Genomic DNA, 25,933 nt, shown 5'->3' with positions numbered 1-25,933 from the left:
CAGTCGGCAACCAATGTTACTCGAGTAAGCTTTCCGATACCGGAGAGTCAAATTTTTATCTAAACCACCGAGCTGAACTATATATTGTTTTTTTCGGCTAGGGTAAAAATAACGTTCGTTGGTATTATGCTACAATTTTCGAGGAATTTCCGGCAGAAGATTTCACAGGAATGAAAATTCGAATTTATAATTTAGCCGGAAAGAAGGGGCAGTTCAAACGCGAATCCGAGTGCAGTCGGAGCGGCCGTTGGACGCGAGGATGGCAGTGCGCCTCTGGAGCCCAGTTTGTCGTTTGGATATTTGACACTTCTATTCTGCCTACTTACGCTTCGATTGGGTACATTCAATAAGCCTCATTAGGAATCGCTAGGCCAGCAGTCGTAAGCGACTCAGGTCTCCGTATGACGGTCACGAAGCTCAACGCGGATCACGAGCGCGACAGGGTTAGACTACAGCCATTAATCGCCGGTAGGCTCTGCACCAGTGTGTATCCAACCATTCGACCAAAACACCGGATCCTCGCGAAGTATAGCCGCGAGTGCGCAAAGCTCCGTCGAGGATGTCTTAATCAGAATCCAATCGTCTTTTCCTTTCTGCTTAATTCGAACTTGGCAACCAAACTGGTTATTCCAAGCTAGTGCATAGGCCTCTATTTGGGTGTCCACAATTAACTCCTTCAATGCATGTTTCGTATGGCTGTTACGAATGGGGTAAATGGCACAAAATCAAGTACAGATATCTCAATATCGCATTCCGATGATATTTCATTCTCCAAGTAGCTCTTCGATTACGGAGCCCTAACAAAGGCACAGTTATTCCCCGCCCCCCTACAATGCCGTCAATGCAGAATTGCAAGTCCCCTGTGGACTCATCGATTTGCCAAAGCCCAAAGGGAGCTGAATCGGCGTCATTGCTGTCAAACCGTCCTACTAACTTCGAATTAACTGTTGCCGCTTTCTAACGGTAATCCCTGAGGCCTGCTGAAGGGGAGACCTGAGGTCTCCTGAAGGGGAGCCGAATCGTTCATAGCGCGAAGCGGCTCCCCACCGATCAGAACTAATAGGGCGCCATCGACGCCTCGATCAATTCAAATTGAGTGTTTGTTGAACTTCGGCGGGTAAGCTTAAGAGGGCTGGGCTTTGCCAGTCTCCACCTGTTTCGCGGTGATGCATGATTTGATAAGCGATAGACCCGGTTCTTTTACATATTTATCGCTCGCCGCCGACGCCGAACTTACGAAGTCATCGAAAATACTTGCGCATCCTTCCCCACTGTTGATTGATTCGGCGGTAATTTTGACGATGTCTACGACGGCTTTAGCGACCTTTCCGGTCGCTGAGCTACGCGGACCGGCACCGTCGCTCACCGCGCTGTTTCCCGAAGCTCGCGCACGAACATTGCTCTCTGCCAAGTTAAGTGCAGTTTGGGCGTTAGTCACTGAGTCCGATGCGCGATCCAAATCAAGCCTTGCTGAATGTTGCGCGATTTGTTTCATTGCAACGACGTTGCGCGCGCTTTCTACGTCCTTAGTGGCACTAATGAGCGCCGCATCTGCGTCACTAATTTCCTGTGATGTCGGCTGAGGTGTAAGTTTGCATCGTGAATAGCTGCAGCGTCCCGGCGGGCCTTATTCTACAACCTTCTCTGAAACACTTTTTGCGCCTGTCCGACCTCATCGTCTTTTGTTGCCAATGTGGTGCGCGCCGTATTTTGATCTTTCCTCGCGTTTTCGATAGCTGTCTGCAGGGATTGCGTGTCCACGGAGCCGCTGCCTGCACCTCCTCCAACATTTAAGCGACGCTTGTCCGGCCTGGCAACCCCTGTTAGCTGCTCGATGGCCAAGATAGCGAGCGTTATGTCTTGATTCCGCCGTGCTAGCTCCATAAACTTTCTGTCTTGGGTCGCTCCGCCCATGTAAGCCAGGCAGTTTGCTGTTGCGTTATAGGAAAGAAGCGTTGTCGAATTGGTCCTTAGGCCGATCGAGGCCGCCGCCATTGCACTTACCACAGCGGCTTGTGTATTGTTGGTCATTCCGGGTGCTGTAACAGCACCAGTGGAGGTGGCTCCATTAAAGGCATTTGTTATTGCCGCAGATAGGTTCCCTGCCGCGATCGCCTCAACAGGGGGATTTGGACACACTACAAAAACAGTCTGCTTTCCGTACTGGTCGACCAGTTTTCCATCCGCAGTACCCGTGGCGAGCAGCGAAAAAATAGGAAGCTGATACCCATCGATTGCGACGGCTTTGGCTGAATCGTCTCCGAGATCAAGTCGTCGATGCACGGTATTTAGATTCGCGCACGCAGTTAGGCAGGAAACGTATAGTAGGAGGAATGCTGTCCAGATAGTGCGCATGATTTGCCCGATATTTTATGATTTATGGGAAAACTGGCTGAGGGACGGGCGACTAATACGAACGACTCGGGGAGTGCAAAAATCCAATTATGTACATACAAAATTGTTTTGTCGACAATTTTTTTGCAACGATTGCGTAAAAAACAACGATGCGCAGCTTGAACACGCTATTAGAAGTTCGGCCACGCAGGATGAGATCATTAGACAGCTCTGTCATCGTGCCAACGATACCCGCGTTGCACAAGCGCTCAAGGATACGCTTCACTAATTGATGGGCGCGTTGACGATGAAATATTTGGAAGAGTGCAGGGCGTCGAAATCTGCGTGAACAGTTTGGCGCGGTAGAACGGCAACTTGCTGAGCTCATTCTATTCGTGGTGATGGATTGGGAAAGGCAACACCGTTGCTAGCTCAAGCACGGGACGCGGGGCTATCGGACGTCGAAAACTGGCAAGACACAATTTCGGATCTGCGCGTAGCTGCCACGGTAATGCTTGCGAACACGGGCAATATTTCAATGGTGGAGAATACAGCCGCCGTGATACGAGTGGGTACTCTAGGGAAGCTACCGAGGACCAGAGTCGCTTTGCAACCATTGGCGTGTATGCGGATGCGGCCACAATTCTATCCTCTATGTACGCAGGGCACTTCCCCAAGATGACTAAAAACCCCAAATTGCCCAACTGAGGCGTGGGGCACTTGCGAGGGGTTGCCTCCCGCCTTGCGACTTTCAATCAGAATACTCGCGCATTAAGCGCGTTGCCGGCGGGGTCACAGCTCGCCGGCATGCGCATCGCGCTAACAGCGAATCGACAGCTCTGGAGGCTATCGGGAAATCGATGTTCCTCTACAACTGGCCCTCTACCTTGAAAGCATCCCAGAACTGAGACAGGGCACCCTACGGATCTTGCTGCACAGTTCTTCTAATTTCATCGGTGTGTCCATGGAACTGTACATCAGTGGTTGCGCGTCCAAACGCTCGATTCGCAGATATCGTAATCCTCATGAAGGAGGAGAGCCGTTTGTGCCAGCCTATGCGCTTGCTCTGACAAGGTGCCGAACCGCAGCAAAGGGCGACCACACAAAATCTATGTAAGGCCATGCATCGGGTGTTACAAGTCCTCCAGACCAGTAAACTTCACCTTTTTACGCGAAGAGAGAGTGTACGTGATGATAGTAATGTTCAAATCCTCTTCAACGCTTTTTTTGAGTAACGCCATCGGGAACTCGGGGACCACTAATATTTTACGCACTGACTTCTTGAGAAATCTTGCCACGGCTGGTTGATGCACAGTCAACTGACCGATTGCACAGTACACGTTCTGTGTGTCGGCTTTCGTTTTGATTTCGAAAAGAATTGCTTCATTCTGAAGGTCCGCGACCAAGTCAATCGCGCGCGATTTCAACGTTGTTCCACGCTTACTCATTTCTTCGTGCAGTGCATGAACTACTTTGCCGTGGTAAGAAACAGGAAACGTCTTCTTGGGTGTGAACGAGCGTCGGCTCCCACTGAACTCCATGAAGTAGGCCTGCAATGTGTCTGGAGGCGGAGCATTCGCCGTGCTTCCTTTCAAGACCTTCGAATTGCTCTCGTCTGCGCCCACGTCACCAAGTGGATTGGTGTCCTCGACGGCATGATCCATGTTCCGAATGGTGTTCCTGAGCCTTCGCGAAAAATTGCCGAGATCCTCGATTAGAGTATCTGACTCGAGTAGTGCGACTAGCAAAAACTCATCGCTCCGCTTGGATGTCTCTGCCTCAACAACATCCCCCGCCATCGCTTCGAGTACCTTGTCCTTCGGCACTCGCTGCCGCAGCGTTACGATCCCTCTGTGCGCTAAATACTCTTCCCCGGTAACCGCATCCTCTAAAAATGCCGCGCCCATTCGACGGTGGAAACTTTCAAGCGGCAAATTAAACTGGACATCTATCGGAAGCCAATCGTTCGAGCCCATTTGTCCATGACCGAGCAGCGTTACTTGCTTATCTTGGTCTGGGAGATACCAGCTCGCGTACCATAGCGAGTCGCTGCCATTGTCTTCAAGAAAAAAGACGTCCCGTTCTTCATGACCGCCTGGGAAGCCTATCCTGCGATGCGAGCCTTTCAGAGCGGACTTGCGGATCGATTTCTCTAATATTTTATAAAGTTGTCTGATACGTTTGATGTCTTCGATTTCGCGATACGCCATCTATTTTCTCCATAACTGCCATCAAGCTCGAATCTGACCAACTCCCGTTTGCCCCCGATCGCTACGTGACCGCTCTATTTAATCGCGTATTTAGCTCGGTCGTCGCCGATCCATTTTGGCTGGCGACCACGGCCCGTCCATGTCTGTCCTTCAGGTCCTCTATATTTCGGTGGCACACCTTTACCGGACTTGGACTTGTTCTGCCTTTTAGAAAATTGCAGGCTTTCCGGCGTCAGTCCGTGTTCCTCCATCAAGGATTTAATTTTCGCAATTGCCTCGACCTGGTGCGTTTTTTGTGCCTCGGCTATCTTTTTTTCCAAGTTACTGCGCTCAGCCTTGTAGTCATTTTCCAGTTGAATAAGTTTATTCTTCAGGGACGTAATCGTTTCCGTGCTCATCAGTGTTCCTTTAGTGTGAAATTACAAAATCGTAGCACGCTAAGCGCATGACCGTAAGCTTTATCTAGGGTATTCAAGGACGAAATGTTTTGGAACGCTAGGAAGGGGAGCCTCTCGGATACACAGCTCTCTTGCTGAAGGCTGGCTTGACTGCGCCATTTCCTGAATTGCGAGTGTGGCGATTACCGATTTTTTATAGGCCGTGGACGCCGAAATTCAGGCCGACAGAAATATTCGGGTTGAGACGGACCCTTTTTTCAATTAAATTTTTTTCCTAGATTCCCCTTGACGAAATCGTGCAGATTGCATCTCTGACCCAGAAAACCAGCCAGCGCCGTGTAAGACTCGTACATGTGTTTAATTCTGATGTAGCTCATCACTGTCCTTTGCGTCTCGTCCTGAAGGCCATCTGGGCAAGTATCCCGGTTGATTAGAGGGGAGGCAATCGGCACGTCAGCGCGGTGCTTTTGCGCTGCGCTGACGGAATGGCCGACGATTTGGCCCAAAGGGCAAATCGCTCCCCGCAACCCCAGCGCTCCTCCAGAGCGACCGGCCACGAATTTCGCCGAGGCGAAAAATGACGCATACTTGCAGGACGAATAGAAGACGCCGAGATGAAAAATTCCCATCACTTGCTCGATGAGCTGAAGCTTCACCTCTCACAAGAGACGCTGAACGTGGCTGATTTAACGACCATCGGTGCGCATAGCCTGTCGAATCTGGAACGCTGGAGGGCACAGGGCGCTTGGGGGCTCGCCTACGAGGAGTGGTGGGGTCTGATAATGCACGCTAGCGACGACTGCATCGTCCAGATGATGACGGGCGGCGGTGATGAGCCAAATCGCTTACGCCAATCCATGCCGTACGTTGGCATGCTCGATGATGAAACGAGAATCCAGATTTTCGCTAAGTATCAAGTTGCGCTGGCGGTCGATGAAGAACGAAAAATGTCGAACGTACCCACGGAAACAGCTCGGATTGGATTCACTCACCAGTCAAGATGGTGGAAAGGGAACTTTCAGCGGCGGTGTTGGCCCGTCCCCGTCGAGGGAGCGGCTACTTTGTGCATTTCGTGTTTTCGTCTGCGATTCGGCGCAACTCATCCCTAAAGAGGTTGGCTTCCCGTAGGCGCTACAGTCCCACGGAACAAACGCGCCTGACGTGTCGCGAGCTTAGCTTGGCAGCGGCGAATTTTTCGGTGGTTTTTACCAGTGTGAACAGCCATGGACACTACTAGCCTCACTACCGGAACTTGAGCTAAAATGATAGGTTTGGCGATGATTTAGTATTGGAATGGCAAAAGACTGCATCCGGCGTCTAGCATCGAGTTGAACGATCCTTAGACGAATAAACTTAAGAAAAGAATTGATGGAACAACCTAGCAAGATTCCTGTAATTGATCTGTTCGCTGGCCCCGGCGGGCTTTGTGAAGGTTTTTCCTCCATAGTTGACGAGAAGGGGTTCCCTCGATTTGGGGTCAAAGTATCCATCGAAAAAGATCCTGTTGCGCACCGTACCTTAATGCTTCGAGCGTTGTTCCGGAAATTCCCAAAGGGCAGTGCGCCGGCTAGCTATTACGAGTACGTACGCGGCACAATCAGCCGTGAAGAGTTCTTGAAACTTCCGGAAATTAAGGACGCGGCAGAGGAAGCAGCGCACGAGGCAAGATGTGCGGAACTTGGCGCCACGCCGCATGAAACAATCGATGCGTGGATTCGAGAGGGCATCGGTACAAACAAAAATTGGGTTTTGATTGGAGGGCCACCCTGCCAAGCCTATTCGACCGCCGGCCGTTCGCGTCTTCGCGGCATAGATCCTGAAGCTTTCGAGAGCGACAAGAGGCATTTTCTCTACACTGAATATTTGCGGATCATTCAGGAGTTCGAACCATCGGTCTTCGTGATGGAGAACGTCAAGGGCATGCTCAGTTCCAAGCACGGTGGCTCCAAGATTTTTGAGCGCATTCTAGCGGATTTATCTGCGCCCAAAGAGGGCCTCAAGTACGAAATTCGATCCTTGGTCGTCGGCGGTGATGAGCTGAAACCTACCGACTATGTCATCGAAGCGGATGACTACGGGATCCCGCAAAGTCGGCATCGCGTAATCCTGTTTGGCATAAGGTCCGACGTGGCTGCGGCTACGCCCGCACTCGCGCAGAAGCCGCTTCGCTTCTTATTGAGAAAGATTGCTTCCAAGGTTGGAGTGCAGACAGCTCTGTCCGGACTGCCGCCACTGCGGAGCCGATTGTCGAAAGAGCCTGATTCACATAAATCATGGCTTGGGGTCATGAAGAAAGCTCCATTGAGTCTGAACTTATGGCGGCTTCCTCTACGCGAACGCATCGAGGAGCTGATGACTGAATCGGCCGAGCAAGCCGCCAGAGTGGTGTCTTCAGGAGGGACTTTCATACCCGCCATCGTTACGCCGAGTGCTGATATGCCTAAAGAGCTTCGGTCTTGGTACTTGGATGGTCGATTGGGCGGCGTACTACAACATGAAACGCGTAGTCACATGCGTTCAGACTTGCATCGCTACCTTTTTGCAGCGTGCTTCGCGCAAGAAAAAGGGTATGCGCCCTCGCTGTATGATTTCCCCCCAAAGCTGATGCCAGACCATCTGAATGTTGACGAAGAGAGCATTCCTTTCGCAGACCGATTCAGAGTCCAAATCGGAAACTTGCCCTCATCAACGGTTGTGGCACACATCAAGAAGGATGGGCACTACTACATCCACTATGATCCAGTTCAGTGCCGCAGTCTTACCGTGAGAGAGGCCGCACGTTTGCAAACATTCCCGGATAACTATTTTTTCGAGGGCAATAGAACCGAGCAGTATGGACAGATTGGAAATGCAGTTCCTCCCCTGTTGGCTCGGAAAATCGCGAAGCTTATCTATAAATTCTTGGCGTCTCCCCGAGTGCCACCCGGCAGAGTCAGTGTGGCAAAAGCGAACGACTCAAGCACAGGGAGTCTACGCCACGTCGCGGTAACTTCCCCAGGGACGGGATTCATCCCCGAGACGGTGATAGGCAACTGTACTCGCCTGAGCGAAGCCCAAGCCTGATGTGTACGAGCTAAGGCTTGACCTAACATCAACTGTCAGCTGATTCTCTTCCTTGGCCCGCGACCGGCCGGGCCTCCGACTTTCATGTCAGCTCGTTCCTGCAAGCCTTATTCCGACACGGGGCCGTCGAAGTAGCTGCGGTTCCCGCGACACAATCACTTTCAGTCAATTGCTAAAGGACTAACATGAACTGCCGAGTATGTGGCGACAAGACGATCAAGGCCCACCTTATACCTAGATCGATGTGCACGGAAGTCCAGGTCGGAAAAAACCATGCGGTGACAAATTCCGATGCCAAGTATTCACCGAGCCAGTCGGGAGTGTGGGACGCGGACATTTTGTGCGCGAATCACGATGGCCAGCTTGGAAGATATGAGGAAACCGCCCTGAAAGCATTTCAGAACTTGAGGTCGCAAGCTGCCAACAAGAGTTTCGGGAGTTATGAGCTAACCGGAACGGATTCCGAATCTCTCCTGAAATTTTTCGCAGCTATTTTGTACAAATATGCGATTACCAGAAAGGAACTTGGAAGGATCGAGCTGGGTCCTTTTTTGGCCCCGATTCAGGACTTCTTGTTCTGTCAAGCGCCGGTACCACGGTTTCTCGACGCATTGCTTGTTCGCCCTCTGTTATCCGCTGGTGATACCGAAGTCTTTGCGTACAGGACCCCACGGCCGGATCGCAAGTTTGGGCGGAACATTTACCGCATGATGGTAGGCGGCGTAATCGCTTTTGTGTTGATCGACAATTCGCCCCTGGCAGACCCGAAAACGATGGGTCTTTGGATCAAAACACTAGCAAGACCCAAATACATTATTGGACCCGCAGATCAATTCGAGGAATTTCAAATCCCGCAGAAACTAATACAGAAAAACGACACCTTGTCCGCATTCCTTGGAAAACAGGAACGAACTTTCGGGCGCACTTGAGCTCACCCACCTAGTGTCCTCTTCAGACTTGACCGGCTGACGTCCCTTCTTTAATCTCCGAGTGCAACCCATGTGCCCGTTGGCTGAGCAAGAAGAATGGCTAGCTCAATGGTCCGCAAATCTCTGCGTACTGCCCCGTGCCATTGATCCATTCTTTCAGGTCGTTTGTCAACGATGACGCTGACGCAGAATTTCGGGTGGAGCACTCCCACACGCAAAGAACCCGCCACCCCATAGCAGTCAGTTTCTCTATTGCCTGCCTATCTCGGTCGACGTTCGCGTTGAGCTTCGTGGCCCAGAAATCGGGGCGGGTTGCCGGAAGCTTGGCATACTTGCAGCCGGCATGCGCGTGCCAGAAGCATCCATGTACAAATATCGCGATCTTTCGGCCTGGTAGGACAATATCTGGTGTGCCTGGCAACTCGCGTCGATGCAGCCTGAATCGGAAACCAGCGGCGAAAAGCAACTTCCTGACCAGCATCTCGGGCTTGGAATTCTTGCCCTTGATGCCGGACATCATTCGACTCCGGACTGACGGCGCTACAATGTCAGCCACGATTCAAAGCACCAGCGTTAAAGTCGGTCATGGGGGTGAGCCTATTTGACTCTGACTTCGGGAATATTCGATGCCGGGACGGAGTAGCTTGCGCCCATGACGGCTTCTTTGCACTCTGGTCGTTTGGCCCATTCAGACACCATGCGGCCACCGGCCGTGGAGTGTAAAACATCGTTGATTTCCTTGGCCCATACCGCGATTTGTGCGATCAGTTCGGACGAAATTGCCTGCTTGGTCCAGATGCGTTCAAGATCGATGCGGCTTCCGAGCTTTTCCGATAGGAGCGATACGGTGTAGGCTGTGACGTTGGCCTGGAACGCTTGAAACATCGGACGAATCAGCTTTTGAGAGTCTCTGTAAATCTTGGCTTTGGCAATCATGGACTTGAAATCCGCGACGTTGGGCAAGGGCGCCTCCTGTCCTTCAGACGGACTGAGTGAGGCCATAAAACGATCGAAGTTTTTTTGTGACCCCAGGCTGACAACGTCTGGTTTGCAATCCCAAGCGGTTATATATTTCGCCAAGTCGGTTTTCGTTAGTCGGCGGGAAGAAGGGATTGCATCTTTCAGGGCCTTTAGCTTGGCCGGCGTGGTGCCTTCACGGGTCAGAAGCGTATTATAGCTACCAGACGCGCGTTCGTAGAACCATTGACCCACACCATCGGGGCAGTAGACTGAACGGGAAAGTTTTTCGATCTCGACGTGGAACGGCTTGTTAGCTGAGAGGTCCGATTGCTTGACTGCATTCTGACTGTTTGCAAACCGCGAAATATCAGATACGAGAGCCTCTTCCTTTGTCGAGTCCTGGGTCTTCATCACGATGATTTTGGCGGGTACCCGCACATGGCTCAGATCGGTATCAGGATACTTCTTCTTGGTAAAGTAGAGTGAGGCCGTCGTTTGGCCTCCGTTAACGATTTGCAGGCCTTTAAGCCATGCAATACCTGCCGAGCCATCGCCGGATTTTCCAAGGCGCATTTCGTCGGCGACGATCACAATGCCGTTGTTGTACGCCATGAATCGTTCTGGGGCGGAGCGCAGCGTGGTCTGGATGCCTGCGTTGACTCCTTTGCCCTTGACACTCAGGAAGGAACGTACGTTGGCCTCCAGAAGTCGTGCGCCGAATTTTTCGTAGAGCAGCCTCAAGGCTTCGCCCGGAATGGCGGTGAGCGCATAATCATAGTCATCGTTTTGACCAGGTACGAATACGCACGGCAAGGGCAATCCTGAGACTTCGTTAAAATCCACCACGAGCTCGTCTCGTGGTATCCCTTCGGACCAATGTCGATGAAGGCGTTCGATGTCCATGACTTCAAGGCGCACCGCCTTCCCGCCAATATCTCGCGTCTTAAAGCTCTTGGATTTTGCGATCTTATCAGTGATCACGTAGACGCGAATCTGCTCCAAGTCGTTATAAATGCCGTGCATAGTTTCAGCCAATGATCGCACATCGCTCGACGGGTCGAGCTTGGATGCCATCTTGCCTTCAGCGCAAAGCGTAAGAAAACGTAGGCACTGCTCGACCGCAATTTTCGTTTCGGAGTCCGGGATTGGAGTGAGCGTGTCGACGTTGGAATAAAGGCTCACGAACAAATCGAGCTGGTCGTTGTCCTCCGAAACTGCGTATCCGCTCAATCTCAGATTGGCATTGCCTACCTTGCCCTCGAAGTGGCACTCTACAGGTTCGAATGTCATGCCGATTTCCGACATGTGCTCCATTACGATGCCGGCGAACACCAACTCCTCGTACAGCGCGCCTTCTCGCATCTGCGAGCGGACGGTTGCCTGAGTTTCGGTCAGAAATTCAGTTAAGTTCATACTCAAATTGCTCCTAGTTTTCTTAACGCGCCTTCGGTTCCGACATCTTCGCCGGTTGTCTTGTCGAGATCGATTTCATAGGCAGTCCTAACTATGCCCAACGGGACATTGCCCAACGTAAGGCGGGGAAAGTCGTCTGCTACTTCGATTACGCGAAGGGCCAGATGCTCGAATCTTCGCGGGTAATTGTCTTCGTGGGCATCGATGTAGCCTGCTGCCAGAAGTCGCTCTGACAAGAGTCGTTCGGATTCCGCATCGCCTTCAATTAACATCCGCATTGTTTCCACAAACTCTGGCAAATTTTGTCCGCTATTGATTTGCTTTAGTCTCGCACCGGCCACAAATAATGGTTGGCGCACCGAATCGTCGAGTTGATCCAGAGAACCGATCTTGGCCGGAAATCCCACAGCGGACAGCGTGGTCTTGACTTCCAGTGCGCCGGTTCCAATTTCGAAATCCTGTATCCCATCAAGCGGGCCGACCCATGATTCCAAGGCCAAGGCTGATGGTACGCCTGCATCGATGATGGAACGGAGTAGCGTGAGTTCGCCAATCAGGCCTATCTCGGCTTCGGGACTAAGAGTTTGCGTACCCTTCCGCATGAATTCCTGCCAAGCGCCCACGCGTCCGATTAAGACCCGCAAGAGCTTGGGCTCGTCCGCGCTAGACGCCACAGCGTCATCAAGAGCCCCGATCACGTCGCAAGCCATGGCAGCGAAAAGCTCGGTGCTGCCGGCTGCCTTTCGGGTCAAGGCAAGCCAAAGTCTGCCGCTGCCTTCAGGATCGGCCCGCTCAACTGCGAAACCTTGTCCTTCAGGGAGTTTGTCCGCCGCTGCAAGCCGCAACGTTGGGAAGCCCACCAGGACCGCCTCACTGTTGTCGGGCGATCGGCGTCCCGCCCGTACCTGAAGCGGCCCAGACGAAGTTAGGGAAATGGCTTGCCAACCAGGTTCGATATCGGCGCCTGTGAGCGACGACCATGCCATGAGAAATTCGTTACTCGGTCGGGCCATATTCCTGCATCCAATAGAGAAGATTCACTTCGTACTCCACGCGAATTCCGTTTTCGCTCGCTGGGAATGCGATGGCGAAGGCCATGATGGGTTTGTCCCAGCCTGGTACGATGAGGTTTTCAGGCAGCTTTTCTTCCCCCTTGTAGTACGGCGCAAGGGAGTAGAGCAGCAATAGTCCGCGATCGACCTCACCCCCTAGGCTGTCTCTTGCCTCGCGAATACCTTTCCCGCTGGGACTGGATGGTAACTTATCACGGCCCCGCGCAGGTTCTGGCTTCCAGGCGGCGCGGGTGCGGGCGAGGGCATTGCGCCAAGAATCATCGTCGAGGTCGATGCCTTCATCCTTTGGGTCGGTGAGTACGCCAATGGCAAACATGGCCGGGTCCTTGATTCCCGGTGGATCAAAATCTTCAGTCTTGCGCGTTTGAAAGGAGCTGACCTCAAAGTCGCCTGGGAAGGTATGTGGTTCGCCAACACCTTCACCGCCAGTGAGGAGTGCGACACTCCATTGCTCTAATTTCCCAATGTCGAGCATCTTGGTAATAAAGTCGACAATTACGCCTGCCTTGGCACTAGTGGCGTTCGGATGGGTTGCATAGGTGCCCAGGAACCCGAGGACATGCGAAGCGTCCACATCTTTCCAAAGTCGGGCGCCTTGCCAAGAGTCCGCTTCGCCATCACGCTCGTACCTGGGACCGGAAATGAAATCTGCGCCAAGGCCTGCAATTAGCGAGTCGGTTGCAGCGAGATTTGTCTCTTGGACCTTCGCGTCCCTATGAAAGAGAATGGTCTGAGGACGGGTACCGCTGTACGTCAGGGATAGCGTCTGAGCATTGCGCATCTTCAAGGGCGAAGTGACCGTCAGGATCTCGTGAGACATTACCTTGAGACCGTATTGCTCCGGCGTGAGTTTCGCCTTCGCCATGAAGTCGAATTCTTCGCGGAGCTCTTCGGACGCGTCGGCAATATGGCCGAACCACTTCACCAAATCCGGCGAAGTGTAAAGGCGGCAGAGATCCAGATAACCAGGTCGGTAGCCGAACCAACGGCCCATTTGCATCAGCGTGTCGTACATCTTCGTTGAACGTACGAAGTAGCTCACGCAGAGGCCTTCAAGTGTCAGACCCCGTGCGAGCTTATCACCACCGACTGCTATGACCTTGAGGGCTGCGCCTGGTGTGGCGTAGTCCAGAGCATCCTTGGCCATTCCGTTGACGGAGCGGACCGCGATGTCACCTAGGACATCCGGTAGTTTCACCAATACGTCCTCCCAGGAGGGCAGGGCTGGCGGGCGCTCAACTTGTGGCGACAGTTCTGAGACTATGTCGTGTGTAGGAATGAAGTCATCTTCCCAGAGGCTGCGCATCTCCATGAGCAACTCATCAGCATCGCTTCCACGCGTGATCTTCTGGCGCATACGACGTACTGTTTCCTCAACTTGTTCGCACACATGATCCTGGACCCAAACATATCGAGTCACATGAATCAACATGGAGCTATGCTCGGTCCCTTGGCCACGCAATTCCCTTACCGCACAGACAAGCACGAAAGCGTAGATGGCGCTGCGGAGCGACGGTGGTATCGTTTCTTGACCGTTGTGGACCGGGACGTGAGTCTTCTTGTGATTGGGAGGCATCCATCCCGATTTTGAATCACGATCGTAATGGTCAGAAATGGTACGCGAAAGCGGAAGAGCTCCAACGCGACCATCCTTCGTCAATTTCCCAAACATGCGGGCGGGGCCAACATAGTTTGACGGAGCGGCCAAGTTGATAATGAAAGCCTTCGGGAAAAGGTCCGGACCTTCCTTTGCAGTGGCGCCCTTGTGGTGGATGTAGATATTGGCGAAGGGAGTGGCTGTGTATCCCACATACGCCTTCCGAGTGAACGAATGAAGCAATTGCCGTATGAGACCATTGATGGCTTTTGGCTGATGCTCCTCGTCGGGCGTTCCATCGTCGTTGAATTCTTGTTCGCCCGTATCCACTGATGCATTATCGGCTTCGTCGTCGATCATTAAGAGCGGCAGCTTTGTCACTAATTTCCAGTCCGCCATCGAGCTTGGAGTATCCGCCACGCGAGTCTGGATCCATTTAAGAAGCTCAGTCAGAACGGTCTTTTGCTTCTTGACTACGAAGAGCCAAGGCCGCTCTTCTGGCGAAATTCCGTGAAAATGCTTGGCGATGGCTTTGCTGAAATCGCCGTTTTCCGCCCTAGTCGTCGCTGAGTTTGTTTTCAGGTCTTCACCAAACGCGGCTACGCCGATGGGCAGGCCCGCATCGCGGTCCGCCGTCGTCTCATATCCGAGAAAGCCTTCCTCAAGACGAATCTGAGTCTGTGATCGCAGATTGTTGTGCATCCCCGCCAGCACAATGATGATCTTGTAGCCGGCATCGGCTGCCTTATTGATCAACCCAGTGTAGTTGCTGGTTTTGCCAGATTGGACATGCCCCACGACGAGTCCGCGTCGATCCCAGGAGTCCGTTCGGAGCGGGTCCTCGAGGAGTCCAAGAATATCGTCGGTTGCTTCGTCGAGTCCGTCGACGACCACGTCCGACAGTTTGGATTCCTGGTAGTCGCGATAGCGGCGCCAATATTGCCAATCCTTCTTGCGGACGGCAGTGAGCCAGTCGAAGTGCCCGGCGTTATCGACGAGTGTGGTGGCCTTGCCCATCCTGTGGCTGAATCGCTGGATCAGTATGGTCACGGCTTTAGCCTCGTTCAGAAGGACTGGTGGATCGCTCGCGAACATCGCTGTAGCCAACTTCACTTTTTCGGCGATGTACAGAGGTGTGATCTTCGACGAATCTTTTTCAGCTTTCACCAGCCGCTGTGCGGTGGCAATGACATCGTCCAGTAACTGCGCCTGCGCTGCTGCTTCTTCTCCTGCAGTCATTTCTTACTCCCTAGTTCTGCGATGAGCGCAGGATATTTTTGAAATGGTTCTGTACGGGACAACGATTTACGGGCATCTTCGACGCTCAACCCCTTGCGTCCGACAAGGTCATCAAAAAGTACGAGTGCGACTTCGATTACCGCTGCATTGGGCTCACCCTCGAACCCTGTTCTCGGTGTTTCCTTGTTCTCGGCCGTGTCTAACCAAATGCGTTGCACGGGGACTGTCTCCTCGATCACTCGAAGCATGGATTTGATTAATGGCGCCAGCGTGCCGGCGCTTTCCAAAACTGCAGCGACTGAAGGGTGGCTTTCTTCGATCCGATAACGGATACCTGCCTTTATGCGCTCGACGCGCCAGGCCTGATCAATAGGGATGTTTCCTGAAATCGGAGTCGGGGTTCCTCGATAGGCGAAAACGCGGCGCGCACGCTCGCGGGTGTTCTCGGCCAGCAGAGTTAGCCAAGGTCTGAGCGATACAGGTGGGCGGGCCGTGGATTTGCGAACATCGATCTTCCAGTCGGCATCTGCCGTGTTAGGAATGTCCAGGCGTATTCGGGCTAGTCTGTGGGCCTCTTCTCTGTTCCATGCACGGGAATTGCCAAGTCCGAGCCATCCGCCTGCGACGAGAAGTCGCTCGTTCCTGTAGACGTAAAAACCTTGCTGTGCGGTCCAGCCGGCCGGTCCGGCATTTGATTCGAACTCCGTAATGGTCAGCTTGTCGCGGTGTGGCAATACGTGGCACTGTACAGAGACTGTTCCGGATGGGGTTGAGTGTTTGGTGGTCGGAGATGTCCATGGTTTGGCAGGGTGACCGGACATGAACGGATCCCATGGTGCCACTAGGCGGCCGTTCAACAGCAGTTTCAGTTTGGCGCGCGGTCCTTGTATGAGTCGGTGGAAAACCATCGCCAAATGAGACTCGACATTGTCGATTAGGTCGTGGAAGTTGTTTGATGTGTAGCCCGATGTGACTATACGGTCCATTGCTTCCCACAAGACCAGTGTGCCGTGCCTCGCCTCTTGCAAGCCATTTATGAACGGCATTGATCCTTGCGCCGGCCCTTCGAATAACAGCCATCCGCCGTCAGGATTTGCTGCAAGCTCGTCCAAATCCCATCTAAGGCAGCTCGTGGCTCCGTCTTTGACTGAGGCAACCGTCAATCTCCGACATTGCGAGAACGAAGCAGTCTTCAAGCCCATACCGAATCGTCCAAGGTCATCAACCGTCCGGGCATCCAAAGGATTCTTGTCGCCCAGGCGCATGGCGCTTTCGAGTTCGGGATCGTCCATTCCGCGACCATCATCAAGAATGGTTATTCGGCTACTGGGGCCGGCCCAATTGAAATCGATACGCACTTCCTTGGCGCCAGCAGAAATGCTGTTGTCAACAATATCGGCCAAGGCCGCCGCAGTCGAGTAGCCCAGGCCGCGCAGGGCCTCGAGCATAGCCATGGCGCGCGGGGGGGCGCTGCGTGTTTTTGACTTCATCTCCAATAGCCTTTCCCAGCTTGGAATTCAAAGCCCAGGGCTAGAAGCTTTCGCATAAATTTGCGATGATTAATGTTTGGCACCTCAGTAAAATTGATCCATAGTTTTCCGTCATTTTCATTACGCTCGTCCGCGAAAGGTATCCCCAAATTCGAGGCCTGCCCCAGCAATCTGTCGATGCTTGGTGTCTTTGCGCGAGAGGCACGATAGACAGGCGCGACAATGGATTCGGTCGAAATCGTTTCTGACGGGATGCTCGTCGATGATTGATCGCAGCTGTCTGGCTCCGGATTGCATTCCTCCACCTCACGCTCGTCGTGAAACGGCCAGCCGTACGCAACGTAAGACAAGGCATCGGCTCGACTAGGGTGCTTTAGTTTTCGAATCGCCTTGGCCTCGATTTGACGAATGCGTTCCCTTGTGACCTCATATCGTATTCCGATCTCGTCCAGGGTGAACGAGTCGCTGATGCCCACACCGAAACGCATCCTGATAATTTGTTGCTCCCTCGGCGTGAGCGTGGCGAGCACCTTGTCAATCGTTGTGCCCAGCTCTGATTGATACGCGATCTTGGAAGGGTCGGGCGAAATGAAAGCAGAGCGGGCCTCGACGGCGATTACATCGTCGATGAGGAGGTCGTCAATGCAATCCGGTTCAGGCCCGATCCGTTGAAGTGCCTCCACACTACGAGGAGACATCTGCAGTCGCGCCGCGATTTCATCAAGTGCGGGGAGGCGCCCATTCTCTGACTCAAAAGCCCGTGTTTCGCGGTACAGGCGCTGAACTTTCTCATGAACGTGAACTGGAACGCGGATCGTCCTGCCTTTGTCCGCAACGTGACGTCCAATTTGCTGACGAATCCACCAAGTCGCATATGTAGAAAATTTGAAGCCGCGCCGCCAATCGAACCGCTCTACGGCCTTCAACAATCCTATATTTCCTTCCTGTGCCAAGTCGTCCAACGGTTCGCCACTGTACAGGTATTTTTTTGCAAGGTGAAAAACCAGTTTCAGGTTAGCGTTGGCCATTCGTTCGCGTGCACCCCGGAACGTCCTTATCGCGGCCGCGTATTGTTCGGCCTGTTCGGAGTGATCATCGTGCGTCACGTCCGCCAGATGTGAAAGGAAGCGGATATTCAACTGCAGTAGCGTCAACATCTCTCGGACTTCGAGCCAATCGGGCCCCGGTTGCGATGTACCGGTTAAAAGAAACTCAAGTCGGTTTATCTGTTCGGCGAACCCATTGATAATGTCAGGAGGGGCGGTGCCGGAATCCAGTTCGGACTCATCACTCAGTTCGATCTCGTCGTCTGGCTCATTTTCCGGCGCTTCAATGTTCGCTATGTCGCCGTCGACTTCGCTAACAAGGTCAGTTTGATTTCCTCCAGGTCCACGCGACAGCCAAGTCAAAGGTTTGCGGCCTGCTTTGACCAAGTGCCCAGCGGCCAGCGTGAGTTCAACGCCACGTGGCCACCCAGCCAAGGCGTCGAGGGCCAGATCCAGCGCGTGTTCCATGGACTTGGCAAGTGAAACCTCGTCGTCAGCGGAAATGAGCTTCACCCGCTGAAATTCCTTTTGATATATGCGTAGAGGATCGGTTTGGCGCGCCGTGAGGTTGTCGACCAAGGCTATTGCACCGGCAAGAATCTCCTCTTCATCCTGCGTTTCCTCGGGTTTGATAAAGACTTCAAAGTTCTCATCAACGCTAACGTATTCGAATCGCTCATCGACCTCGGCACCCAAGTCGTTTACAACCATGTTCAGAACAGCCTCAGCCTCGGGATTTGCTGACCGATCGTCGTTTAACGACAGTGCTTCTATGTGCATGCTCGGCACGCTGCCTTCGCGAATGGCTCTAAGCAGGAGGAGGCGCAGGCGTTCCCTGGATTCCGCATCGTCCTTGCGTGCCAATGGCATCGATCTTTCCGGGAGATAGACGTCTACTTCATCCCAGTCTTCGGATGAATCGATCGGCTCGTGCCCAGATATGGCCGTATGCATCGCCGACGCAGCCAGTTCTACCGACGGGTCCGCGTCGGGTGGAGGACCATCTTCTTCTGGTTCCCATCCCATGAGATCGAAATCGGTGATGTGCCCCGATCCGCCAATCACCAAATTGGTCTGGTCGTCAGCCGGACCGCTCTCTGTTGTAGCGGTCACGCCAATGGAAACTCGCGATTGCACGTTGGGCAAATCGTCCAGAAGCACAAGCGGCGCGCTTGGCAGCTCGGCGACGGGCGGGACCGGGGGAGCCGCTACATCAGCCGTGGAAATAACAGGCTCTAAAAATTCGGCTGCCTCGTGCGCGCCTGCCTCGATTGCGATCTCATGCGCTGTCGTCCCTGATGGGGAACGGAGACTCTTGTCGGCACCTGCTTCAACCAAGAGTTTGCAGACCGCAAACCTATTCCGTGCCGCTGAGAGCATCAAGGGTGTGAGGCCGTTCCCGTCTCGGGCGTTGAGATCGTCGCCTCGATCTATATGAATCCGGATGGCACTCTCGATACCGGCCATCGCCGCCATTCTGAGGAATCGATTGAGATGCATGCCGGCGAAAATGGTGTCGTTCATCTACTTGTTCGCATGGCATCGTCTGCAGCGACAGTCTCTCCACGTCCACGCAAGAATGGCCAAGATATTTTCACTGCACTTGAATGCTGCGGGCTCTTCAGCAGTGACGGGCTTGCAATGGGCATTTACTGGTTCTGCCTGAAAAGGTTTGGCTTCGAATTCGCATTACGTGAGGTCCTTCGGCGGTAGCCGGCTGAACACGAAGCAGTGGAATCTCAGTGGATGTTGGGCTGAGCGCGAGGTTGCAAACAGCGGGCGTTCTAACAATTTCAGTGGATGAGCGCAGTCCATAGCTCAGTCTGAATTCGCTTGAGACCTTTGTCATATCCGGGCTCCCAAGGAAGGACACCGGCCCTGTCCGGATAGACGATTTGCTGAAAGGTGGGAATTTGTTCTGTGTCTTCGTAGCGACTCGTGACGTTCAGAGCAAATGGCAGCGCTGACTCGGCGGAAACTGCTTTAATTGAACAAGGTACAGTGAGGACTTCAAGAAGCACATCGCCGTCTGAAAATCGAGCGCCTGCCTTGATCTTGTCAAATACCGTATGGAAGACTGCATGTGCCGTGTCCTGCCCCACTCCGAAAATCAAGAGTTCAGGGCACGCGTAGGTTTCTGTGAGGCCTACCGTGTATGCATAAGGGGGGGCATTTACGTCTTGTCCGATACAAAGGAACGCGAACCCTTCACTGCGGATTAGGCTATCGATTTTTTCAAAAAACGATTCTCTAGAAATAGCCATCTGAACTTTCTGCAAAACATGATTGGTGTCGGTATACTATCGTACCTCTGGTTAAAAAGGCCATAATGACGCGTATTAGTTTTCAAACTGATGTGCCGCGCTCTGACTTTGAGTAAGTTCGCTATCTTCTCGACAGCGCGCGCAAGACGACTCGGCCGAAAGTACACGATACCTACGATGTGCTGTTTGCCGTCCTATTCGTTATGCGGAATGAAGCACCGTGGCGAAGTCTCCCCGATTGTTTGCCACCTTGGCGATCAGTTCATCATCACTTCATCCAATGGACATTGCCCGATGGACCAGTTACGCCGTTAGAGAAGGCGCTAGATATGCTTGGGCTGCCAGAAGTTGCCTCGACCGTTCGGTCGCTGATTGACGCCAGGCACCCATCAGCGACTTGACCTTGTCGACACCGGCTGGTGCTGACCTTCTAAGTATTTACTGCGGGGCGCGCCGGCCACTGCATCTCAACGGGTGTATTTGCGGCAAATGTGGGCTGGCGAAGTTGCTTCTCAATTCGATGGGCGATCGTCCTGAGTTGAAGAGGGCAGCTATCGGGTTCCATCTTGGCTGGTATCGGTCCAGACCGTGCAGCGCTATCGCCACTGTGTTCTCGCCTTGGGAACAGCCTGCGCTGTCCTCGTGACGTGTATCGGCCCTGCCGATGAGCGCAACTTACGGGCTCCCTCCGTCCACTTCCCGATCTTCCAGCTTTCATACAGGCGCCGCACTGGAACTTGCCACCAATAGTCGCGTTCATGTTAGTCTATTTCTGTTAATCGATAATCACTTTAACGGTCCCGCGATTTAAGTTACTGCTTGCTGGAATGACGGCTGTGGCCACCGTGGAGGAGTTTGACTGGTCGATAGGATTTCAAGAGCTAGGTGTCCTTGATCGCTGCTGGCAGAGCGATCTAGACGACATCACCAGAAATACATGAAACTTGGATAGGAAATATCTTGGACATTGAAATGTGGGATGGCGGTCTGCAAGAACAAGAAGTTGCTGCGATAAATACGATGAAGTCGAGTTTTACAGAAGGCCGAACCGATGCAAAGATCTCAACCAAAGGCGCATCGCTTCGTGACCAGCTGAAAAGCACCGTTGCTCGAAGCGCAATGTTTCCATGGAAGGGGTATGCAGGATTTAGGTTCGTTGACTCCAAAGGCAAGGAAGGGGAGTTTGACCTCGTTATCGTTACCCACTGTAATGTCATTATTGTTGAATTAAAGGATTGGAATCATCAGCCCGTCTCAGCGAACGGAGATACTTGGTATAAAGGTGACAAGAATATGGGGCGGTCTCCTGTTACCGTCACCAGGAACAAAAAGTTTCTTCTGGAGAATAAATTAAAGAAACTCACTTCCAAGTTCACCAATAAGAATTTTACGCCTCGAGTGTATTTTTTTGTCGTGATGACTGGTAACGCCGACTTTAGTAAACTGCCTGATGCTGAGCTGCAGCACACTGTTTCATTGAGCGATTTTCTAAAGTTCGCAGACAAAAATACATTTAATGAATTTTTTCGTCCCCATCCTGATTCACAAGTATTAAATCGTGATTTTCACGTGTTCGACGAATTATTCTTGCAAGGAAATACCGCGCCAAGAGCGCTAAAAATAGGCGGTTATACGGCCGTCGAAGAAATTTTCGAGCATCCAAAGTTTGTTTACAAGGAATATTTGGCCGATTCGGAAATTTCAAAGGGCGCAACTGCTCTTTTGCGTGTATGGAACTTCAAGAACGTAGTAGGTAACAAGGCTTTTACACCAAGCGGGAGAGCGGAGATCGTATCGAGGGAGCGAGAGATTCTGCAGTATGTGAACCACCAAAACCGAGATCTGTACAACCACTGTCTTCGATCGTTAACGAGCTTTGAAAAGGATGAGGTCACATCCCAGTATTCCGAAGTCTATGAGCTACCGCCGGGCCACGTACGATTTAACGAATTCATTGGAAAATATGGGCCGTCGTTAAGCGACACCGATAAACTCAATCTCGTAAAGCTACTTCTTGCAAAATTTGGCGATTTGCACGACATTAAGATTGCGCACCGTGACATTGCAGATCACTGTCTCTGGATTTCCCCGTCAAAGCAGATCGCGTTATCCAATTTTATTTCAGCTTATCATCAACCGATTGGCACAGTTGGCGATTACAGGGACTCTCTGTCCGTGGGAGCGGTGGAAGTACGGGAAATGCTGGGCAGTGCGCCGCTGTCTCCCTATGAGCAAGATGTGCACGCGCTTGGGATTGTGTGCTGGCATCTGCTCTCGAACAAGCGAATGTCTCCAAAGAGTTTGGCAAGTGTTCAAGACGAAATCCTTTCAAGCAATGAGTGGTACGCAACAGTGATGTTAGAGGCAGTTACGACCAAGTTCAAGAATGCGTCTGTTTTTTTTGATGCGTTGAAGGCTACCGAACCGCGAGCAGAGTCAATCCCCACATTTGAAAATAGTGATCTCGACGTTTATCGCCATGCGATAAATCATTCTCGTCAATTCCGGGAGGACGAGGATTTTCTGATCGAGACGACGGACAAAGAGGTGTATGTTTCCAGTGGGCGAATGGTTAAAGCTTGGTTAAATGTCGGCGGGGAATCAAATGACTCGGTGACCAATTTTCGTGTTTTGGCTTTTTTAAAACAGCTCGACAAATTGGCTGCGGTAAAACCTATCTACATACCAACCATTATCGATTACGGACTTGCAGCAAAATCGGGCAGCATCTATTTAGTTTCGGACATCGTGGATGGGTTGACGTGGGCAGAAACATCACTTACCTGCGCGGAAAAAATGGAGGTGATCGGGAAATTTTCTGCAGCTGTTGAGCATTTGCATGGTCTTGAGGTTTCACATGGCGACCTTCACCCTGAAAATGTCATGATTGGGAAGTCCGGCAAGAACGTGTTCCTAATTGATATACCTGATTTTTTGCATAATTCATCTGAAGCCAAAAATCACGCGTACAGCCCAGAAAACATCGATGGATCGTCGTCCTTTCAGCGTGATATATACGCCGTATTAAAGATGTCGTCCGAGCTATTGGGCATTGAATGGGGCAATGACTCAGAGGCCTATCCAAGTATTTCAGCTGCAATCAGAACCGAGCTGGATGATGTCGAATTCGGGTTTCGAGATCTAGGCCGATTCAAGAAAGCCCTGGTTTTCGCGGCTACGCCCCAACAGCAGTTCGTTGAAATTGCACTTCACAATTTAGACGAGCAACTCATCATTTTGCCCGACAACGGCCGGGTATTTGTTAAGATTGAGAAGTCAAAGAAGGGTTCAGATGACCTGATGGTGACGTTTTCCGGCGTGGGGGGGGCGCTCACAGCCTACTATAGTCGAGATCAGTCCTGTTTCGTGGGCGCCCGTCCACCTCGCCCTCGAGCGGGCGTCCATTTCCGCGACGAGCAGGAAAGTCAATTTGAAATCAGTACGGCTATCCGTATCAAACCAGGTCGTCCGTCTCAGCTTGCCGCCTTATCCGAACTACTTCGACACGACGAATCGTTCGACCGTGCATTATCCACGCTTCGGGAAGTACCGAGCGAAGTTGAAGGAATCGAGATTGGACAGCAACTTACGGAGGTGTTTGCTAAGGCGGAGAATTTAAGAATTGATGGGGATGAGGGACCCGCGTTGGAAATTTCGACGCAGTCCCTCTGGCGCGCGATTCTCAACACGGAAATCGAATCTAGTCCACACATCGAACTTAACGGTGCTGCTATCGCTTCTGTCGATACAGACTCTGAGCTCATATTAAACTATGAGGCTGATAATGATCCCCTCGGGGCTTTTACCAGTTTGGACGAGGTGGAGGCGATCCTAATTGACGCCGATGGAACCGAGAAGAATATCGGCGAAATCTCCCTTAAAAAATCCGCGCTCAATGAAGTGAGACTAACTAAAATTCGCGCGGCCTCGTACAGTCTGAAGGATGGCGACACCGTCTTTTTCCGAACAAAGAGGGATCGAGCGTCGTATAGGAAACGTAAAGCAGCTCTTGAAAGATTGTTGGATATGGAAGGAGTAATTCCAGAGCTGGTAGAGCTTTTTGACCCGTCCTGTGAAGTTTCCGCAAATGAGTATGGCATCCAGGTCAGCGACGAGGACTTTGCTAGATATGACAGAGAGGATCAGCATGGTAACAAGATCAGTCTCAATGAACAGCAACGGGAAGCCTTTCGCAAGCTGGTGAATTTCGGCCCGCTATCTCTGTTACAAGGGCCACCTGGTACCGGAAAGACGGAATTTATTGCTGCATTCGTTCACTTCCTAGTCGAAAAGCTCGACGTGAGAAGGATTCTGTTAGTCAGTCAATCGCACGAGGCAGTTAACACTGCTGCAGAGCGAATTAGAAAACATTGCAGTCGATTGGGCACGCCATTAGAGGTGGTTCGTTTTAGTAACCGCGAAGGAGCGGTCTCAAATGGACTCAAAGACGTTTATTCACATTCAATAACTACAGAGAAACGCGAATTATTTAACGCAGAGTACCGCTTTCGCGTCGCTGCTTTGGCGGAAACGGTTGGACTTGAGCCGGAATTTATTTCGAAAATGGTTGACGCCGAGCTCAAGCTCTTCAAGCAGATCGATCATCTGGAGTCGTTGCTGGTAAGTTTTGAGAATCTCGAGGATAAAGAGGACTTAAAATTTTTAAAGGCCATGGCGATAGAGTTGGACGCCACAATTCGATCAAAACTCATTGATGACTACGAAATCACGCTGGAGCGAGACTGTAGAATTTCGGATGCAAAATCAATTTTACTGACAAAATTTTGCGCGCAATATGGTGTCAAACCCAACGAGGCAAGACGGGTTAGAGCGCTTGCAAAGATATGCAGGGACATGCAGAACGCCCTTTCCGCCGAGAGGGTAAATTGCGATGAATTCTACGCCCGCTCACGGCAGTTGGTCACGGGTACCTGCGTGGGCATCGGACAAGGCCACATAGGGATTCACAATAATATCTATGATTTCGTGATTATCGACGAAGCGGCACGCTCTATTTCCAGTGAACTGGCTATCGCGATGCAGTCCGCGAAACGGATTCTTCTGGTGGGGGACCATTTGCAGTTGCCCCCACTATATTCTGACGCCCACAAGTCGGCGCTCGCTCGGCGACTCGGGATTAACGATAAGCATACAGAACTCGACGTAGTTTTAAGAAGTGATTTCGCCCGAGCGTTCAACTCGGAATACGGCAGCCAAACCAGCGCTGCCTTGCTAACGCAATACCGAATGGCTCCGCCGATTGGTAACCTTGTTTCTTTCACGTTCTATAAGGGTAAACTGGACAACGGTCCTCGCGTTATTCCTGAGATCTACCGGAACGCGCCTGACGTTCTTCGGTCACCTGTGACATGGTTGGATACTAGGACTTTAGGCGAGCGCGCAAATCATCAGAGCGATCGAGGGGTCAGCATCTACAATCGATCGGAGGCCGAAAAGGTTATCGAGCTTCTGAAAGAGATTTCAATATCTGGTCAATTTTTATTGGATCTGTCGGAGTTAAAAGATCAGGCCGAGGCCGTTATCGGTGTCATTTGTATGTACGCGGAGCAAAAGAAATTGATTCGGCAGAAATTTAACCAAGAAATATGGAGTGACGGTTTTAAGGACCTAGTGAAAATCGATACTGTTGATAGCTACCAAGGCAAGGAAAACAGGATCATCATCGTCAGTCTTACTCGGTCGGATAAAACTAAAAATCCCGGCTTTCTTCGTACACCAAATCGAATCAACGTTGCTATGTCCCGAGCAATGGACAGGTTACTAATCATCGGGAATTCTGATATGTGGATCAATCACAATAAAGACAAGCCCCTTGGCCACGTTGTTTCCTATATGAATGATATGGGCGAAGCTGCAGGGTACAGATTCGTCACCGCTCAGAAAACGCGTTAAGGTG

General features: G+C 51.9%; 16 protein-coding genes and 1 pseudogene. 5 read left to right on the top strand and 12 right to left on the bottom strand.

The features are described from left to right. Nucleotides 1-1,123 precede the first annotated feature (1,123 nt). From ACP7DD_RS14770 to ACP7DD_RS14750, 5 genes are all read right to left on the bottom strand, one after another. Nucleotides 1,124-1,495 (bottom strand): hypothetical protein, encoded by a 372-nt coding sequence (locus ACP7DD_RS14770; RefSeq protein WP_426175586.1) that lies wholly within the window; start codon nucleotides 1,493-1,495, stop codon nucleotides 1,124-1,126. A gap of 137 nt (nucleotides 1,496-1,632) precedes the next feature. Next, entirely contained in the window at nucleotides 1,633-2,283 is a 651-nt protein-coding gene (locus tag ACP7DD_RS14765) for a hypothetical protein (protein ID WP_426175585.1), read from the bottom strand. A gap of 1,184 nt (nucleotides 2,284-3,467) precedes the next feature. Beyond that, nucleotides 3,468-4,544 carry a hypothetical protein gene (locus ACP7DD_RS14760; RefSeq protein ID WP_426175584.1) on the bottom strand — a complete coding sequence of 359 codons (1,077 nt, stop codon included), beginning with the start codon at nucleotides 4,542-4,544 and terminating at the stop codon, nucleotides 3,468-3,470. 74 nt (nucleotides 4,545-4,618) lie between these two features. Next, nucleotides 4,619-4,942 carry an H-NS histone family protein gene (locus ACP7DD_RS14755; RefSeq protein WP_426175583.1) on the bottom strand — a complete coding sequence of 108 codons (324 nt, stop codon included), beginning with the start codon at nucleotides 4,940-4,942 and terminating at the stop codon, nucleotides 4,619-4,621. Nucleotides 4,943-5,199: 257 nt separating this feature from the next. Beyond that, nucleotides 5,200-5,571, bottom strand: coding sequence for a hypothetical protein (locus ACP7DD_RS14750; protein ID WP_426175582.1), 372 nt, complete (start codon nucleotides 5,569-5,571; stop codon nucleotides 5,200-5,202). Between ACP7DD_RS14750 and ACP7DD_RS14745 the strand changes: the two genes are divergently transcribed. The 3 genes from ACP7DD_RS14745 to ACP7DD_RS14735 all read left to right on the top strand — a co-directional run bounded on the left by ACP7DD_RS14745 (nucleotide 5,557) and on the right by ACP7DD_RS14735 (nucleotide 8,934). Beyond that, a complete protein-coding gene (locus ACP7DD_RS14745; protein WP_426175581.1) occupies nucleotides 5,557-6,051 on the top strand; it encodes a hypothetical protein in 495 nt (164 codons plus the stop codon). The genes ACP7DD_RS14750 and ACP7DD_RS14745 overlap by 15 nt on opposite strands. Before the next feature lie 259 nt (nucleotides 6,052-6,310). Further along, a complete protein-coding gene (locus tag ACP7DD_RS14740; RefSeq protein ID WP_426175580.1) occupies nucleotides 6,311-8,005 on the top strand; it encodes a DNA cytosine methyltransferase in 1,695 nt (564 codons plus the stop codon). 185 nt (nucleotides 8,006-8,190) lie between these two features. Next, entirely contained in the window at nucleotides 8,191-8,934 is a 744-nt protein-coding gene (locus ACP7DD_RS14735) for a hypothetical protein (protein ID WP_426175579.1), read from the top strand. 100 nt (nucleotides 8,935-9,034) lie between these two features. Here ACP7DD_RS14735 and ACP7DD_RS14730 read toward each other — a convergent pair whose 3' ends face one another. From ACP7DD_RS14730 to ACP7DD_RS14700, 7 genes are all read right to left on the bottom strand, one after another. Then, on the bottom strand, nucleotides 9,035-9,490 hold the full coding sequence (locus tag ACP7DD_RS14730; protein ID WP_426175578.1) for a very short patch repair endonuclease: 456 nt from the start codon (nucleotides 9,488-9,490) through the stop codon (nucleotides 9,035-9,037). 41 nt (nucleotides 9,491-9,531) lie between these two features. Then, complete coding sequence (locus tag ACP7DD_RS14725; protein ID WP_426175577.1) at nucleotides 9,532-11,307, bottom strand: AIPR family protein; 1,776 nt, start codon at nucleotides 11,305-11,307, stop codon at nucleotides 9,532-9,534. Between the two features lie 2 nt (nucleotides 11,308-11,309). Next, a complete protein-coding gene (locus ACP7DD_RS14720; RefSeq protein WP_426175576.1) occupies nucleotides 11,310-12,293 on the bottom strand; it encodes a PD-(D/E)XK motif protein in 984 nt (327 codons plus the stop codon). A gap of 10 nt (nucleotides 12,294-12,303) precedes the next feature. Continuing rightward, the gene (locus tag ACP7DD_RS14715; protein ID WP_426175575.1) at nucleotides 12,304-15,216 is read right to left on the bottom strand and encodes a Z1 domain-containing protein; all 2,913 of its coding nucleotides are present in this window, start codon (nucleotides 15,214-15,216) and stop codon (nucleotides 12,304-12,306) included. Next, on the bottom strand, nucleotides 15,213-16,670 hold the full coding sequence (locus ACP7DD_RS14710) for an ATP-binding protein (protein WP_426175574.1): 1,458 nt from the start codon (nucleotides 16,668-16,670) through the stop codon (nucleotides 15,213-15,215). The genes ACP7DD_RS14715 and ACP7DD_RS14710 overlap by 4 nt, the downstream gene beginning before the upstream one ends. Before the next feature lie 32 nt (nucleotides 16,671-16,702). Then, complete coding sequence (locus tag ACP7DD_RS14705) at nucleotides 16,703-19,276, bottom strand: sigma-70 family RNA polymerase sigma factor (RefSeq protein WP_426175573.1); 2,574 nt, start codon at nucleotides 19,274-19,276, stop codon at nucleotides 16,703-16,705. Nucleotides 19,277-19,545: 269 nt separating this feature from the next. Then, nucleotides 19,546-20,016, bottom strand: a complete 471-nt coding sequence (locus ACP7DD_RS14700) for a DUF4262 domain-containing protein (RefSeq protein WP_426175572.1) — start codon at nucleotides 20,014-20,016, stop codon at nucleotides 19,546-19,548. A gap of 137 nt (nucleotides 20,017-20,153) precedes the next feature. Between ACP7DD_RS14700 and ACP7DD_RS14695 the strand changes: the two are divergent. Both ACP7DD_RS14695 and ACP7DD_RS14690 read left to right on the top strand, forming a co-directional pair. Then, nucleotides 20,154-20,417: pseudogene (locus tag ACP7DD_RS14695) on the top strand (transposase); the annotation flags it as partial. A gap of 559 nt (nucleotides 20,418-20,976) precedes the next feature. Next, nucleotides 20,977-25,929: an AAA domain-containing protein gene (locus ACP7DD_RS14690; RefSeq protein ID WP_426175571.1), complete on the top strand. Its 4,953-nt coding sequence runs from the start codon at nucleotides 20,977-20,979 to the stop codon at nucleotides 25,927-25,929. The last annotated feature ends 4 nt before the right edge of the window (nucleotides 25,930-25,933 follow it).

The sequence above is a fragment of the Massilia sp. TWR1-2-2 genome (assembly GCF_049897565.1).
Classification (GTDB): domain Bacteria; phylum Pseudomonadota; class Gammaproteobacteria; order Burkholderiales; family Burkholderiaceae_D; genus JAFCUW01.
The sequence above is the reverse complement of the archived record's forward strand: the minus strand, read 5'-3'. Positions and strand labels throughout refer to the sequence as shown.

Coding starts and splice junctions, on each gene's coding strand:
- ACP7DD_RS14770 (WP_426175586.1), bottom strand. CDS start 1,495: ATGAAACAAATCGCGCAACATTCAGCAAGGCTTGATTTGGATCGCGCA.
- ACP7DD_RS14760 (WP_426175584.1), bottom strand. CDS start 4,544: ATGGCGTATCGCGAAATCGAAGACATCAAACGTATCAGACAACTTTAT.
- ACP7DD_RS14755 (WP_426175583.1), bottom strand. CDS start 4,942: ATGAGCACGGAAACGATTACGTCCCTGAAGAATAAACTTATTCAACTG.
- ACP7DD_RS14745 (WP_426175581.1), top strand. CDS start 5,557: ATGAAAAATTCCCATCACTTGCTCGATGAGCTGAAGCTTCACCTCTCA.
- ACP7DD_RS14750 (WP_426175582.1), bottom strand. CDS start 5,571: ATGGGAATTTTTCATCTCGGCGTCTTCTATTCGTCCTGCAAGTATGCG.
- ACP7DD_RS14740 (WP_426175580.1), top strand. CDS start 6,311: ATGGAACAACCTAGCAAGATTCCTGTAATTGATCTGTTCGCTGGCCCC.
- ACP7DD_RS14735 (WP_426175579.1), top strand. CDS start 8,191: ATGAACTGCCGAGTATGTGGCGACAAGACGATCAAGGCCCACCTTATA.
- ACP7DD_RS14725 (WP_426175577.1), bottom strand. CDS start 11,307: ATGAACTTAACTGAATTTCTGACCGAAACTCAGGCAACCGTCCGCTCG.
- ACP7DD_RS14720 (WP_426175576.1), bottom strand. CDS start 12,293: ATGGCATGGTCGTCGCTCACAGGCGCCGATATCGAACCTGGTTGGCAA.
- ACP7DD_RS14715 (WP_426175575.1), bottom strand. CDS start 15,216: ATGACTGCAGGAGAAGAAGCAGCAGCGCAGGCGCAGTTACTGGACGAT.
- ACP7DD_RS14710 (WP_426175574.1), bottom strand. CDS start 16,670: ATGGCTATGCTCGAGGCCCTGCGCGGCCTGGGCTACTCGACTGCGGCG.
- ACP7DD_RS14705 (WP_426175573.1), bottom strand. CDS start 19,276: ATGAACGACACCATTTTCGCCGGCATGCATCTCAATCGATTCCTCAGA.
- ACP7DD_RS14700 (WP_426175572.1), bottom strand. CDS start 20,016: ATGGCTATTTCTAGAGAATCGTTTTTTGAAAAAATCGATAGCCTAATC.